Consider the following 14,058-nt stretch of genomic DNA (forward strand, 5'->3'; position numbering starts at 1 on the left):
GCCTTGCGGCCTCGTCCTCAATCGCCGGACGGGCTGAAAAACCAAGCCCCGGCCGCGGAAATCCAGCCCCTTGGGGGCACCTCCCAGCGGTAGCTGGGGGAGTTTGAGGAGCGGGGTCCGGGGCGGAGCCCCGAGCGGGGTCGAAGGGGCAGCGTCCCTGGAGAGGGGACGGTAGGGGCGGCGGGGGCGCCCCCCCTGTGCGCGACGCCTCAGCGGAGTTCCTCCGGGCACGGCGTCCCCCGCGGCAGCTGGTACGGCGCCGCGAGGCGGTACGTGCCCGCCCGGGGGGCCAGAAGCTCGGTCCACTCGTCGCCGAAGGCGTCCTTCTCCGCCTCCATGAGGCAGCCGTTGACGTTGTCGTACGTCTTCGGCACGTCCTCGCCCTCCCGCCGCTTCGACTCCTCCGTCTCCTGCGGCGCCCGCAGGCTCTTGCCCTCCTCGTCGACCAGGCTCAGCCACGGCGAGTACGGGATCCGGATCAGGACGCGCCCCGCCTTGCGGACCCGCAGGGTCATCTCCCCCTGGGCGGCGCGGTCGACCACGGCGTCCGGCTCGGCCATCGGCGTCGGGTCCGTCACCGCGAACAACTGCCAGTTCGCGTCGCCCCAGATCTGCTTCAGATACGGCATGCCCCGCTGAACCAGCTCCCGCTCCCGCTCACCGCCGTCCCCGTCCGGCTCGTCCTTGGGAAGGACGACGTAGTGCACGGCCCACCGCTTCAGCCACTCGTGGTAGTTCGCGGAGTTGAGCGTGTCGTCGTAGAAGAGCGGGTTGCGCTCCATGTCGGCCTGCCGGTTCCAGCCCCGCGCCAGGTTCACGTACGGCGCCAGGGCCGACGCCTCACGGTGCGAACGGGCCGGGACCACCTCCACGCGGCCCTTCTCGGCACCCACCACCTGCAGCTGGTTCACCAGGGGCGCCAGCTCACGCGCCCACGACGCCGCCGGTGTCGTGTTGATGACGTCGTCCACCGCCTTGAAGCCGATCCACGCCGTGAAGCCGAGGAAGGCGATCACCGTGGCGTACCACTTGCGGGAACGCGGCACCGTGAACGGCAGCGCGGCCAGCAGCGTCACACCCGCGAACAGCATCGGCAGACGCGTGATGTTGGACCCGATCTGCGAGCTGATCAGCCAGACGAGGAGCACGGAGAGCCCGTACACCGCCGCCGTGATCCGGACCGTCGTCCACTCCCTGGGGACCAGGACGTAGACGAACACCGAGTAGATCACCGGCAGGGACGCCGATCCGATCGACATCGGCTGTGTGCCCGAGAACGGGAACAGCCAGGCCGACAGCGCCACCACCGCCGCGGGCGCCAGACCCAGCGCCCACGCACCCGGACGGCGCTTCTGCAGGAACAGCGCCACCGCCACCAGCCCCACGAACAGGCCCGCCACCGGTGACGCCATGGTCGCCAGCGCGGCCAGCGGCGCCGCGCACAGCGCCTTCGCCCAGCGCTTGTAGCGCCAGCGGTACGGCCAGCAGAACACGACCGCGGTCGCGCCCAGCGCGAAGACCGTGCCCAGACCGAAGGTGACCCGCCCGGACGCCGCGTTGCACAACAGCGCGAACACCCCGGCCAGCGCGGGCCACAGCGGCTGCCGCACCGCCCTGCTGCGCATCAGGATCATCGTCAGCAGGCCCGCGGAAGCCGTCCCCGCGATCATCATCGTCGTACGGACCCCGAGGACCGACATCAGATACGGGGACACGACGCTGTACGAGACCGGGTGCATCCCGCCGTACCAGGCCAGGTTGTACGCGGAGTCCGGGTGCCGGCCGACGAACTCCGCCCACGCGTCCTGCGCCGCCAGATCCCCACCGCTGTTCGCGAACGTGAAGAACCAGACCAGGTGGAGGAGGCCCGAGAGAGCCGTGACGAGGGTGACCGGGTGACGGAGGAAGCGCGTCAGCCGGGTCGTGGTCTTCCGGGATGCGGGCCGCTCACCGGTGCCGGCACCGGAGGGTTCTGCTATTCGCGGGTGCGTGCCCGGTTCCGGATCGGCGTCGTCGGCGTATGTCCGCTCCGCTGTCGCCACCTGAACGCACTCCCCGTGTCCCTCTGTACGTGTCCCGTTTCTCGTGCTCCGGCCGGTGACGCGGCCCACGGCCCGACCGGTCTCGCGACGCTAGCACGCGCCCCGCCGGCGGGTGCCCGGTGGTGACCGGGTGGCGCTCCGCCGACGGGGTGCCGTGGGTGACGCGGCGGCGGTCAGCCCACGCGCGTGAGCTTGCTGCCGAAACCGGGCTCGGCGAGGTCCGACTGGAGCGCGACGGGCACCTCGACGGTGTCGCCCTTACCGTCTCCAACGGTGAGGGAACCCACCTTGGTTCCGGCCTTGGCCTCGTTCGGAACGGTCGTACCGTCGTCCGTCAGCGCCAGCTTGACGGTCTGCCCGGCCCAGCCCACCGCGGAGACGTCCTTGGTGGCGACGACCGGCGTGTGACCGCCGAGGCCGTCGTCGACGTACCCGACGACATCACCCTTCTTCAGGATCTTCTCGCTCGTCAGCGCGTCCTGCGCGGCGATCATCGCCGTCTTGCTGACCGCGTTGACGGTGTCGATGATCGGCGCCGTGTGCTGGCCGAGGATCGCGCCGACGATGACGACGTTCTCGCCGCCGACCTCCTTGGTGGCCGCGAACAGCAGGTTGCCGCCGGCCTTGGTGGTGGAGCCGGTCTTGATGCCGATGGCGTTGTCGTAGGGGACGAGCGTGTTGTAGTTGCGCCACTCCCTGCCGGAGGGGTCCTTCCAGCTGGGCAGCCGGGTGATGTCCGTCAGGGCCTTCATCTTCACCAGCTCGTTGCCGAGCTTGACCTGGTCCTCGGCGGTGGAGACGGTCGTCTCCTTCAGCCCGGACGGGTCGGTGTACTTGGTGTTGGTCATGCCGAGGTCCTTGGCGGCGGCGTTCATCTTCTTGACGAACTCCGCCTCGGAACCATTGGTGTCCCAACGGGCCAGGAGGCGTGCCACGTTGTTCGCGGACGGAATCATGATGGCCGCGATGGCGTCCTGCAGGGAGAGCTTGTCGCCCTCCTTGATCGTGTTGAGCGTCGACTCGCCGTCGGCGTCGTAGCCGCCCTCCTTCTCGGCGAGCGCGTCGACCGGGATGGACGGGCCCTTGGCGCCCTCCTTCAAGGGGTGGTCCTTGAGGACGACGTACGCGGTCATGGCCTTGGCGACCGACCCGATCGGCACGGCCTTCTGCTCGCCGAAGCCGTCCATCGTGCCGATGCCGGTCACGTCCATCGCGCCCTGGCCCTCCTTCGGCCACGGCAGGGAGAGCTTGCCGCCCTCGAAGGCGTAGGTCTTGTCCGCCGTCAACGTCAGGGCGGGCGTCGGCAGCGGGCGTACGGCCTGTACGACCGCAAAGATGATCACCAGCAGGACGACCAGCGGGGTCCAGATCTTGACCCGCCGGACGAGCGTGCGGACCGGGGTCGGCGGGGGCGGCGGGGTGTTCGTCAGCTCGGCCAGCAGGTCGAGCGGCGGCTTCGGCGGCAGGGGCTGCTGCGCGGTGCGCTCGGGTCCGACCTGCGGGATGGCGGCGGTGGCGTCCGCGGGCGCCGCGGGGGCGGTCCTCGGCGGCTCCGGCGGTGCCGTGACGGGCTTGGCGGGCTTCGGGACCCTCGGCTCGTCGAGAGGCTTGAGGGCAACGAACCTGCTGGTGCGCTCGGACTCCGGCTCGGACTCCGGCTCGGGCTTGTCGGTGACCCTGACGGCGGGCTCGTCCTTCGCGGCCGGCTTGTCCGCGGGCTCGTCGCCCTTCGCGTCCCTCGCGTCCTTCGCGTCCTCCGGCTTGGCGCCGCCGTCCAGTTTGAGCATGGTCGTGGGCTGGTCCACGGCGGGCGGGCGCACCTTGAAGACGGCGGTGGGCTGGTCGACCTGGGGCTTGGGGGCGGCCTTGTCCGCCTCGCCCGCCTTGCCTTCCTCGCCTGCCTTGCCTTCCTTACCGTCCTTATCTGTTTTGTCCGTGTCGGATTCCGCGTCCGGAGCGGACTCGGGCTCGGACTTGGCCTCGGACTTGTCGTCGGAGCCCGCGTCGGCGTCGGACGCGCTGTCGGCCTCGGAGTCGTCGGAGTCGTCGGAGTCGTCTTCGGCATCGGGGTCGGCGTCCGGGGCCGGTGCGTCCGCCTCGTCGGCCCCGGCCTCGCCCTCGCCGTCGTCCTCCGACCGGCTGTCACCTCCGGCGTCCACCGAGTCCCCGGAGCCCGCGTCGGTGGCCTCGGTGGCCTCCGGGCCCGTGACGTCCCCGTCGGCGGAGCCCTCGTCGTCCTGCACGTCCGCCCCGGAGTCACTCCCCGACGCCGAACCTCCCGACGAACCCAGCGCGCGCTCGGCCTCCTCCAGGGCCCGGCGCGAGAACACCGCGGTCGCCTGGTCCACACCCACCGTGGCGGGGGCGGACGCCCCCGGCACCGAAACCTTCTCCTGGGCCACGGCCAGCCGCGGATCGGCCGAGGACGCACCAGCGCCCGCGCCCGACGCGCTCGTGGCTCCCGGCTTCGGAACCGCGGGCCCGCTCCCCGGCGTCGACCCCTTCGACGACTCGTACCGCTTCGACCTGTCGGGGGACTCGCCCGCCACCGATGCCTCCTCCTGCGCCGCCCCGCTGCCGGGACGAGCGTCCTACCGAACCGTGAACCCCGCCCGGACACCGCCCTGTACCGCTGTCCGAACCATGTACCAGTGTCCTGTGTGCGGGCCTAACCCAAGCCGTAGACGAGAACGACATACCTACTGGTTCCACTACGAAAGGGTCACGCACCCTCGACAGACCAATGTGAGAGGGGTCACCCTGTCATTCATCCACGCGGGGAGGCATGGATGGGCAGGAGCCGCAGAACAATTCCGGAGGAGCTTCTGCTGCTGGCACTGGACCCGGCCACGGGTACCACTGCGCAGCCGCAGTCGCTCGACCTCGGTCTGGCCGGAGCACAGCTAGTGGAGCTGGCGCTGGCCGGACGGATAGCCCCAGACGGGGATCGTATCGCCGTGGTGGTACCACGGCCGACAGGAGATCCAACTCTGGACTGCGCGTTGGAGTTGCTGCGAAGGCGTGGCGCTCCCGTACGGGCGGTCCACTGGATTGGCGGACCCCGGCTGGGGCTGCGCCAAACCTACCTTTCGCATCTGGAGCGGTGCGGCATGGTGCATGCCGTGGCGGGCCAGATGTGCGGGGTGCTGCCGACGACGCGCTACCAGGCGACGGACACGGCCATCAGCCGGGAGATCAGGTCCCGGCTGGATTCCGCGATCCGTACCGGCGTGCCGCCGGACCCACGGACGGCCGCGCTCGCCGCACTGGCCCACGCGGTCGGTCTCGGCAAGCACCTGTATCCCGGGAACGAGGGGCGGTCCTCCCGCTCCCGCCTCCGGGATCTGATCCGGCACGACCCCATGGGCGGCCTCGTGGCACACGCCGTGATGGACGTCCAGAACGGTGTGGCGGCGCAGCCACGCCGTAGCCCGGCACCGGCCGGCCGTCCGGCGGGCGCCGGGGGCAGGACCGCGCCGGAACCCTCAAGGGGCGTTCCGATGCAGCCGCGTCGCGGCTCCATGGCGCGTGTCGTGGCCCACTGATCCACAGATCCACTGATCCAGGGGTCCACGACAGCCACACCGGCGTCCCGGAAAGCACCACCAGCACCAGAGCGTTACGAGCAGCACCACGCACGGACGGGTACGGAAACGCACTCGCGGGTGCCGCGGCGCAGTACCGCACCGCCAAGCGGTACCGCACCGTCACGCGGTACCGCGGCGCCACAGCGCCGCGACGAGCCGTCCGTGGGCCTGAGGACCCGGTTCGGGAGCCGCCGGTTCGCGCGGGGCGTGTGAGGCCGTACGCGGTCCGTCCCGGACGAACGATCAGTTCGTCCGGGACGGCGCCGCGGTCTCACACGTCCCGCGCGACCGCATGCCCGGCGGAACGCCGCCCGAGTTCGGCCGGATATCGCCCCCGGCGAGCGCGCATCCCCCGAACCGGCGTCGCACGGCGCATATCCGCCGTTTCCCAGCGGTAGTAAGCACCTTGGTGGCAATCTGCTCAGCAGCAGATACTCAAAGTGTCAGGCCCGCAGCCGGAGGTGCACGTCCCGTGGCGTCCAATGTCAATCCCACTGTCAGGCGGCGCCGCCTGGGCCAGGAGCTGCGCCGGCTCCGCGAGCTCAAGGGCATGACGGCCGAGGAGGTCGCCGAGCGTCTGCTGGTCTCGCAGTCGAAGATCAGCCGCCTGGAGAACGGACGCCGCAGTATCAGCCAGCGCGACGTCCGCGACCTGTGCGGGGTGTACGAGGTCGAGGACCACCGGATCGTCGACTCGCTGATGCAGATGGCCAAGGACTCGCGCCAGCAGGGCTGGTGGCACGCCTTCGGCGACATCCCCTACAGCGTGTACATCGGCCTGGAGACGGACGCCGCCTCGCTCAGGGTGTACGAGCCGCAGGTCGTCCCCGGCCTCCTGCAGACCCCGGCCTACGCCGAGGCCCTCATCCAGGGTGCCCTGCCGGAGACCCCGACGACCGACGTGGAGAAACGGGTGCAGGTGCGGCTGCGCAGGCAGGAGCGAATCTCCGCCGACGAGCCCCTGCGCCTGTGGGCGGTGGTCGACGAGGCCGCCCTCCGCCGGGTCGTGGGCAGCCGTCTGATCATGCGTGAGCAGCTGGAGCGGCTCGTCGAACAGTCCCAGCTCCCGCACGTCACCGTCCAGATCCTGCCGTTCGACATGGGGGCGCATCCCGGCCTCAACGGCCAGTACGCGATCCTGGAGTTCCCCGACGCGGCGGACTCGAGCGTGGTCTACATCGAGGGCGTCACCAGTGACCTCTATCTGGAGAAGGCCCACGACGTCCAGAAGTACAGCGTCATGTACGAACACCTCCGCGCCCAGGCCCTGAACGCGGAACACTCACGCCAGTTCATCGCGGACATCGCGAAGGAGTACGCCCACTGAGGTCCGTACGAGCGCGCTGAGGCCCGTACGAGCCAGTGAACAAAAGGGCGAGACCCTACACCCTGGCCCCAGCAAAGCGGAAGACCCCAGGGGTATATGCCATCCGGTCGAGTGAATAGTCGCTTCAGCAGCCGATGTTGGCGAGTAGCGTCGATCACGCCACCGAGCAACAACGTTGGCGCAAACCGAACAGCGGGGTCCGACCGGAGCCCGCGGGACGGTGACAGCAACTCGACCCACTGCTTACCGGAGCGAACATGGCAATCCGTCAGGGAGCCACATTCAAGTGGACCAAGTCCTCGTACTCCGCGGGCAACGGTGCCTGCGTGGAGGTCAAGTCCCCCGTCACGACCACGCTCGCCGTCCGCGACTCCAAGGTTCCCGAGGGCCCCGCGCTGGCGTTCCCCGCGAACGCCTGGAGCGCCTTCGTGGCGGGCGTGGACCGGGGAGCGTTCTGACCCTCGTCCACCGCACGACCGACAACTTCACAGGCAACACCGATTGAGCCCTCTCGACTGGCCCGCCGTCCCGGCCGAGGGGGTTCGGCCTTGGCCGCGCACGCCGTATTCCGCTCGCGCCGACAACCGACCGTCCTCGTTCGATTACAGTGCCTGAGCGAGGCGGTGGTGGGAGGTGGGTCGGTGGTCGCGAACGCCGGGGCCGTGTGGGGACGGGCCGAACAGCAGGACTTCCGGAGCCGAGTGCGGGGCACCCTGCTCGGGGCGGCGGTCGGGGACGCGCTGGGCTCCCCCGTCGACGGGCTGACCCTGGAGGAGATCCGCGCGACGCACGGGCCCCAGGGGCTCGTCGACCTGGCGTCCGCGTACGGCAGGCGCGGTGCGGTCACCGACATCACCCAGCTCACCCTCTTCACCGTCGACGGGCTGATACGGGCCCAGGTGCGCCGGGACACGGGCGCCTGGCACCCGCCGACGGACCTGCACCGCGCGTACCTGAGATGGGCGGCGACACAACGGGACTGGGGGCCCGACGAGAGACGCAAGGACGACGGATGGCTGGCCCGCGAGGAGTGGCTGTACGCCCGCCGCGATCCCTCCCGCGCCTGCCTGCTCGGCTTCGGCGACGAGACCATGGGCACGCTGGACGCACCCAAGAACCCCGGTGAGCCGGGGCCCGAGGCCGCCGCCCGCAGCGCCCCCTTCGGGCTCCTCGTCGGCTGGGAGTCACAGCTCGTGGTGCAGCTGTCCGTGGAGTGCGCCGCGCAGACCCACGGCCATCCGAGGGCCTATCTCGCGGCGGGCGCGTACGCCTCGATCGTGCACGCCCTGGCGCGCGGGGACACCCTCGACGCGGCCGTCCAGCAGGCGCTGGTGCTCCTCGCCGCGCGGCCCGGGCACGAGCCGGTCACCGCGGCCCTGCAGCAGGCGCTCGGTGCCGTGCGGCAGGGCATGCCGTCGCCGACGCGGATGGAGGAGCTCGCCGGGGACGGTACGGCGGACGGGGCGCTCGCCGTGGCCGTCTACTGCGCGCTGGTCGGGGAGGACGTACGGCACGGGCTGTGTCTCGCGGTGAACCACGGCGGGCCCTCCGGGGCGGCGGGAGCGCTCACGGGCGGGCTCCTCGGCGCCCTCCACGGCGAGACGGCCCTCCCGCCGGCCTGGCTGGCCGAACTGGAGGGCCGCCCCACCCTGCTCGCCCTGGCGGACGACTTCTCGATGGAGATGACCCAGGGGCCCGCGCTGCACGGTCCGGCGGGGTCCTCGCCCGCGTGGATCGCCAGATATCCGCGGGGTGCCTAGTACTCCCGTTGCCGGAGCTACCAGGCCCCTGTCGACCACAGACCGCGCCCGTGCGTCGCCACCAGCAGCCGTCCGCCGTCGGGTGAGACGTCCAGGGAGACGATCCCGGCGCTGGGCAGGGCACCGGAGAGCCGGTACCAGCTGTAGCCGCCGTGCGCGGTGGGTGTGGCCGCGAAGACGCCCACGTCCGTGCCCACGACGACATGACCGTTCCATAGGGCGAGTGCCCCGGCGGGTGCGTCCGGCAGGTCGCCGGTGCGGTCCGTCCAGGTGGTGCCGCCGTCGGTGCTCTCGAAGACGTGGCCCTCGCCGGCCCCGGAGACGTAGCTGCGGGTGAAGCCGCCGTATGTGGCCCACACGTGGTCGGCGTCGTGCGGGTCGACGGTGAGCGACGTGACGTAGCGGTTCGGCAGGGGGGCCGTCAGCCGGTGCCAGGTGCCACCGGCGTCGGTGTCGATGCCGCTGGCGTACTCGGGGCCGCTCCAGTCCTCCCAGCCCGCGTACGTGACGGAGCCGTTCGCCGCGAGGGCCGTGACGGAGTGGTTCTCGCCGGTGTCGTGGACGCTGCGCCAGTCGCAGGCGTCCGCCGTGCAGCGGGTGTCCCAGCCCTTGCCGCCGTTGTCCCACACGTACCGGCCGCCCGCCACCCAGTGGTTCAGGTCGCCGGTGTCGGAGGTGTAGGGGGCGATGAACTCGGGGCCCGGGTCGCATCCCTTGAGGTCGGCGTTCCAGTCGCAGGCCGGCGAGATGTTGGTGAAGGAGGGCGTCGTGCCGTCGGAGCGGCCGCCGTTGGTCGTCAGCTGCAGGTCCAGGTCGACGTACTCGTTGACGGCCCGGTCGGCGTTCGCCGGGTCGACGAGGACGAAGCCGCCGTCGCCGCCCGAGGGCTGGTACAGCTCACGTGCGCCGGGCAGGCTCAGCACGTTGCCGTTGTCCTGAGTGCCGCCCCACGTGGACAGGGCGCCGGTCGCAGGGTCGCGGCCGTAGGCGGCGTCGTAGTACTGCAGGGTGCGCAGGCCCTGGTTGAGGTTGGTCCAGCCCTCGGAGGGCAGCACCGGGTCCGGGCGCAGGGTCGCCGAACGCTCGTAGACGCCGCCGTCGTTGCCGAAGTAGACGCGGTGGTCCGGGCCGAAGGCGATGGCGTGCTGGTCGGGGTGGGTCGTCATGGGGCAGCCGCCCGCGACCGGGCCCTGCGTCCAGCACTTCAGGCCGAAGTTCCAGTACGGGCCGATCGTCGCCCAGGTCCTTCCGGCGTCCCAGCTCTCGAAGACCTCGGAGAAGGCCGCGTAGACGTGGTCCGGGTCGGCGGGGTCCACGGCGACGTACTGGTTGTACCAGGCGGCGCCGGTCGGCTCGCTGTTCTGCGCGCCCGCCGCCTTGAGGACGTCCTCGTCGGCGACCGTCGTCCAGGGTCCGGCCGCGTCGCCGGTGGCCGAGCGGAGGACGTCTCCGTCGCTGCTGGAGTTCGTGGCGTCGCCTACGACGGCGAACAGCTCGCGGCCGTCGGCCGAGTAGGAGAGGGACGAACGGCCGGGGACGACGCCCGCCAGGTCGCCGGTCGGGGTGACCCTGTGCCAGGTGCCGGGCTTTCCGGAGTCGTCGGACTGGTAGACGCCGTTCGCGTCGCCGTCGGCGGAGAACGAACGCGCGACCACGGCGGTCACCTGCCGGCCGCCGGTTCCCGGGCGTACGGCGACGTCGGTGGCCGCCGAGGACCAGGTGCTGTCCGGGTCTCCGGGGGCGAGGGCGAGAGTCCAGTCGGAGGTGATGTCGGCGGCGGCGCGGCGCAGGACGCCCTCGTTGGTGGCGGCGTAGACGTGCCCCCGGCCGTCGAAGGTGATCCGGGGGACGACACTGCCGTCGATCCGCCTGCCCACCTGACGCCAGGTGACGCCGCGGTCGGTGGAGCGGTAGATGCCGAGGCCGGTGTAGGAGTCGCCGGAGTTGCTGGGCTCGCCGGTGCCGATCCACAGGGAGTGGTCGGCGGGGTTCACGGCCAGGGCACCCACGGCGAGCGTCTGCTGGTGGTCGGACAGGGGCTTCCAGTGCCGGCCGTCGTCGTCCGAGCGCCACAGCCCGCCGTCGGCGGCGCCCTCGTACACCGTGTGCCCGTCCACGGCGAGTGCGGCGACCCGGCCGCTGTTCAGCCCGAATCCGGCTCCGAAGTTCGACGCGACCGGGTCGGCGTACTGCTTGTCCTCCGGTTGCAGCGGGGCGTTCGTGACCTCCGACCACCGGGCCGGTACGGTCGGCAGCCGTCCGGCCTGCCGACGGGCGTCGGCCAGCGCGCCGGGCCCCACCGTGCCGCCGGGGGCCGTCTTCATGCGGTTCTGCTGGGCGAAGGCGGCGGTGGGGTCGTCCCGGTCGGTGCCATCGTCGTCACCGCCGCCACCGTCACCGTCGTCGGTCGCGGTCAGGGCGTGGGGCACGGTGTCCGCCGAGGGCGATACCGCGCCGGGTCTGGGGTGGTCGCCAGGTGTGGCGGGCGACGCCGCGTCGGCGCGGCCCGCCACCAGGAGCAGGGCGCAGGCGGCCAGTGCGGTCGCCCGCGCGCCCCGTGGGGAGTGGGGGATTCTCATACCACCTGATCACACAGCCATTACTTGAACATTTGAGTGAGCAGGTGGCAATGATCGGGCAAAGGTCATGCCCCGTGAGAACCAAGAGAGTTGAGCCCGGCTCAGCTCATCGGTCCTTCACCGTCGTACCCACCGCGTCCTCCACCCCACCGGCCGGTGCCGGGATCGCGGCCGCCGCTCCGTCGCCGTCCGTGTTGATCTTCTCGATGATCGCCAGGCGCTCCGGGGTGTCCTCCGGCTTCAGGTAGCCGATCAGGACGTAGAGGACGAGGGAGACGGCCAGCGGGATCGAGACCTGGTACTGGAGCGGGACCCCGCCCTCGATCTGCCAGCTGATCGGGTAGTTGACCAGCCAGAAGGCCAGCAGGCCCATCGCCCAGCTGGTGAGGGCCGCCGTCGGTCCGGAGCGGCGGAAGGCGCGCAGCAGGCCCAGCATCATCGGGATCGCCATCGGGCCCATCAGGCCGGCCACCCACTTGATCACGACGGTGATGATGTCCTTGAACGTGGGTGAGTTGACCTGCGTGGCCGCCGCCATGGACAGGCCCAGGAAGACGACGGTCGTGACGCGGGCGACGCGAAGGCCCTGCCCCTGCGTCCAGGTCCGCGCCCTGCGCCAGATCACCGGCGCGCAGTCCCGGGTGAAGACCGCCGCGATCGCGTTGGCGTCGGAGGAGCACATCGCCATGGTGTGGGAGAAGAAGCCGACGATGACCAGGCCCAACAGTCCGTGCGGGAGCAGCTGTTCTGTCATCAGGCCGTAGGAGTCCGAGCCGTCCGGCTTCTGCGACTCGACCAGCAGGGGCGACATCCACATGGGGAAGAACAGGACCACCGGCCACACCAGCCAGAGGATCGCCGACAGACGTGCCGAGCGCTCGGCCTCGTACGCGCTGGGCGTGGCCATGTAGCGCTGGGCCTGGTTGAGCATGCCGCCGTTGTACTCGAAGAGCTTGATGAAGAGGAAGGCGAGGAGGAAGACGGTGCCGTACGGGCCGACCAGCGGCTCCCCGTGGCCCCGCAGCTCCGGCTCGTCCCAGGCGCCGAAGAAACCGATGCCCTTGTCGTTCAGCTCCATGACGACCGCCACGAACATCGCGACACCGGCGAGGAGCTGGATCACGAACTGGCCCAGCTCCGTCAGCGCGTCCGCCCACAGGCCGCCGATCGTGCAGTAGATCGCCGTGATGCCGCCGGTGATGAGGATGCCCTGGTTGAGCGAGATGCCGGTGAAGACCGACAGCAGGGTGGCGATCGCCGCCCACTTCGCGCCCACGTCCACGATCTTCAGCAGCATCCCGGACCAGGCGAGCGCCTGCTGCGTGGGCAGGTTGTAACGGTTCTTCAGGTACTCGAGCGGGGACGCCACGTGCAGCCGGGAACGTAACCGGTTGATGCGCGGCGCGAACAGCTTCGACCCGATCGCGATGCCGAGCGCGATGGGGAAGGACCAGGTGACGAAGGACGTGACGCCGTAGGTGTAGGCGATGCCCGCGTACCCGGTGAACATGACCGCGCTGTAGCCCGACATGTGGTGCGAGATGCCGGACAGCCACCAGGGCATCTTCCCGCCGGCGGTGAAGAAGTCACTGACGTTGTCGACCCGTTTGTGCGACCAGATGCCGATCGCGACCATCACGCCGAAGTAGCCGATGAGCACGGCCCAGTCGAGACCGTTCATGTGCTCCCTCCCGGGAATCCGCCCTGCCAACTGTCCTGTTGTGCACGGCACTCCGCCGGAACAGGCCACATACGCGGGCCGGAGCAGGCCACACAGGCAGGCCGAAGCAAGGCCACACCAGCCGCGTGCATGCCAAGGCGGCCGCGAAGTGCCCGCTCATCCTGAAAGCGGCGGCACTGCGGCGGCAACGGCCCGTAGGGTCAAGAGGGAGTAAAGATGTTCTATGAGGTGACCTCGGTTCACATCCTTGACCAGCGAAACGTGAGTCCGGTCACGGTCTACCGCATCACCTCACCCGCGTTGACCAGCAACGACTGCCCGGTGATGGCCCGGGACCGGTCGGACGCCAGGAATACCACCGCATCCGCGACATCCCCGTCCGTAGCCAGCTCCGGAAGCGCCACCCGCTCGGTGAGCCGCTCCAGCACCTCCGCCTCCGGGACGCCCTCGGTATGCGCGGTGAACTGGACGTACGCCTCCACGGGCGGCCCCCACATCCACCCGGGCTGCACGGTGTTGACCCGTATCCGATACGGCCCCACCTCCCGCGCCAGCGAGTACATGGCACTGGTCAGCGCCCCCTTCGACGCCGCGTACGCCGCCTGCCGCACCTGCGAGGGAGCGGCCACCGACGACTGCGTACCGATGATCACGACCGAGCCGCCGCGCTCCTTGAGCGCCGGGAGGCAGGCCCGCGTCATCCGCAGCGTCCCCAGCAGGTTCACGTCCACGACCGACCGCCAGGTCGTGAAGTCGGCGTCCTCCACCCCGCCGAAGTAGCTGTCCCAGGCCGCCACGTGCACCACCGCGTCGATCCCCCCGAACCGCTCCCGCGCGAGCCCCGCCAGCGCCTCGCACTGCGCCTCGTCGGTGATGTCGGTGGCCCGGTACGCCGTGTGGGCGCCGTCCGGATCGACCTCGGCCGCGACCTTCGCGAGGTTCGCCTCCGTCCGCGCACCCAGCACGGCGTTGCCCCCGTCCCGCACGACGGCCGCCGCGACCCGGTGCCCGAGCCCGGCGCCGACCCCTGAGACCACGACGGTCTTTCCCTCCAGCAGTGACATGGACGCCTCCCCGGCCCT

General features: G+C 70.9%; 9 protein-coding genes. 4 read left to right on the forward strand and 5 right to left on the reverse strand.

Going from position 1 to position 14,058, the window contains the following annotated elements; translation table 11 throughout:
* Positions 1-209 precede the first annotated feature (209 nt).
* Positions 210-2,042, reverse strand: a complete 1,833-nt coding sequence (locus ACZ49J_RS34030) for an MFS transporter (RefSeq protein ID WP_467454368.1) — start codon at positions 2,040-2,042, stop codon at positions 210-212.
* Between the two features lie 173 nt (positions 2,043-2,215).
* The gene (locus ACZ49J_RS34035; protein WP_467454369.1) at positions 2,216-4,591 is read right to left on the reverse strand and encodes a serine hydrolase; all 2,376 of its coding nucleotides are present in this window, start codon (positions 4,589-4,591) and stop codon (positions 2,216-2,218) included.
* 240 nt (positions 4,592-4,831) lie between these two features.
* Here ACZ49J_RS34035 and ACZ49J_RS34040 point away from each other — a divergent pair, with 240 nt between their 5' ends.
* From ACZ49J_RS34040 to ACZ49J_RS34055, 4 genes are all read left to right on the forward strand, one after another.
* Positions 4,832-5,587, forward strand: coding sequence for a GOLPH3/VPS74 family protein (locus ACZ49J_RS34040; RefSeq protein ID WP_467454370.1), 756 nt, complete (start codon positions 4,832-4,834; stop codon positions 5,585-5,587).
* 514 nt (positions 5,588-6,101) lie between these two features.
* Positions 6,102-6,956 carry a helix-turn-helix domain-containing protein gene (locus ACZ49J_RS34045; RefSeq protein WP_467454372.1) on the forward strand — a complete coding sequence of 285 codons (855 nt, stop codon included), beginning with the start codon at positions 6,102-6,104 and terminating at the stop codon, positions 6,954-6,956.
* Between the two features lie 257 nt (positions 6,957-7,213).
* Positions 7,214-7,414, forward strand: coding sequence for a DUF397 domain-containing protein (locus ACZ49J_RS34050; RefSeq protein WP_467454373.1), 201 nt, complete (start codon positions 7,214-7,216; stop codon positions 7,412-7,414).
* A 183-nt stretch (positions 7,415-7,597) separates the two neighbouring features.
* A complete protein-coding gene (locus ACZ49J_RS34055) occupies positions 7,598-8,716 on the forward strand; it encodes an ADP-ribosylglycohydrolase family protein (protein ID WP_467454374.1) in 1,119 nt (372 codons plus the stop codon).
* 17 nt (positions 8,717-8,733) lie between these two features.
* On the opposite strand, the gene ACZ49J_RS34060 is transcribed toward ACZ49J_RS34055, so the two are convergent.
* The 3 genes from ACZ49J_RS34060 to ACZ49J_RS34070 all read right to left on the reverse strand — a co-directional run bounded on the left by ACZ49J_RS34060 (position 8,734) and on the right by ACZ49J_RS34070 (position 14,040).
* Positions 8,734-11,295 carry a hypothetical protein gene (locus ACZ49J_RS34060; RefSeq protein WP_467454375.1) on the reverse strand — a complete coding sequence of 854 codons (2,562 nt, stop codon included), beginning with the start codon at positions 11,293-11,295 and terminating at the stop codon, positions 8,734-8,736.
* 106 nt (positions 11,296-11,401) lie between these two features.
* Complete coding sequence (locus tag ACZ49J_RS34065; RefSeq protein WP_467454376.1) at positions 11,402-12,976, reverse strand: sodium:solute symporter family protein; 1,575 nt, start codon at positions 12,974-12,976, stop codon at positions 11,402-11,404.
* Positions 12,977-13,254: 278 nt separating this feature from the next.
* Positions 13,255-14,040, reverse strand: coding sequence for an SDR family oxidoreductase (locus tag ACZ49J_RS34070; RefSeq protein WP_467454377.1), 786 nt, complete (start codon positions 14,038-14,040; stop codon positions 13,255-13,257).
* Positions 14,041-14,058: the final 18 nt, after the last annotated feature.

It is taken from the genome of Streptomyces sp. NPDC030840 (genome assembly GCF_055572015.1).

Excerpts from the sequence above, each read along its gene's own strand:
- ACZ49J_RS34040 (WP_467454370.1), top strand. The coding sequence starts at position 4,832 with ATGGGCAGGAGCCGCAGAACAATTCCGGAGGAGCTTCTGCTGCTGGCA.
- ACZ49J_RS34050 (WP_467454373.1), top strand. The coding sequence starts at position 7,214 with ATGGCAATCCGTCAGGGAGCCACATTCAAGTGGACCAAGTCCTCGTAC.
- ACZ49J_RS34060 (WP_467454375.1), bottom strand. The coding sequence starts at position 11,295 with ATGAGAATCCCCCACTCCCCACGGGGCGCGCGGGCGACCGCACTGGCC.
- ACZ49J_RS34065 (WP_467454376.1), bottom strand. The coding sequence starts at position 12,976 with ATGAACGGTCTCGACTGGGCCGTGCTCATCGGCTACTTCGGCGTGATG.
- ACZ49J_RS34070 (WP_467454377.1), bottom strand. The coding sequence starts at position 14,040 with ATGTCACTGCTGGAGGGAAAGACCGTCGTGGTCTCAGGGGTCGGCGCC.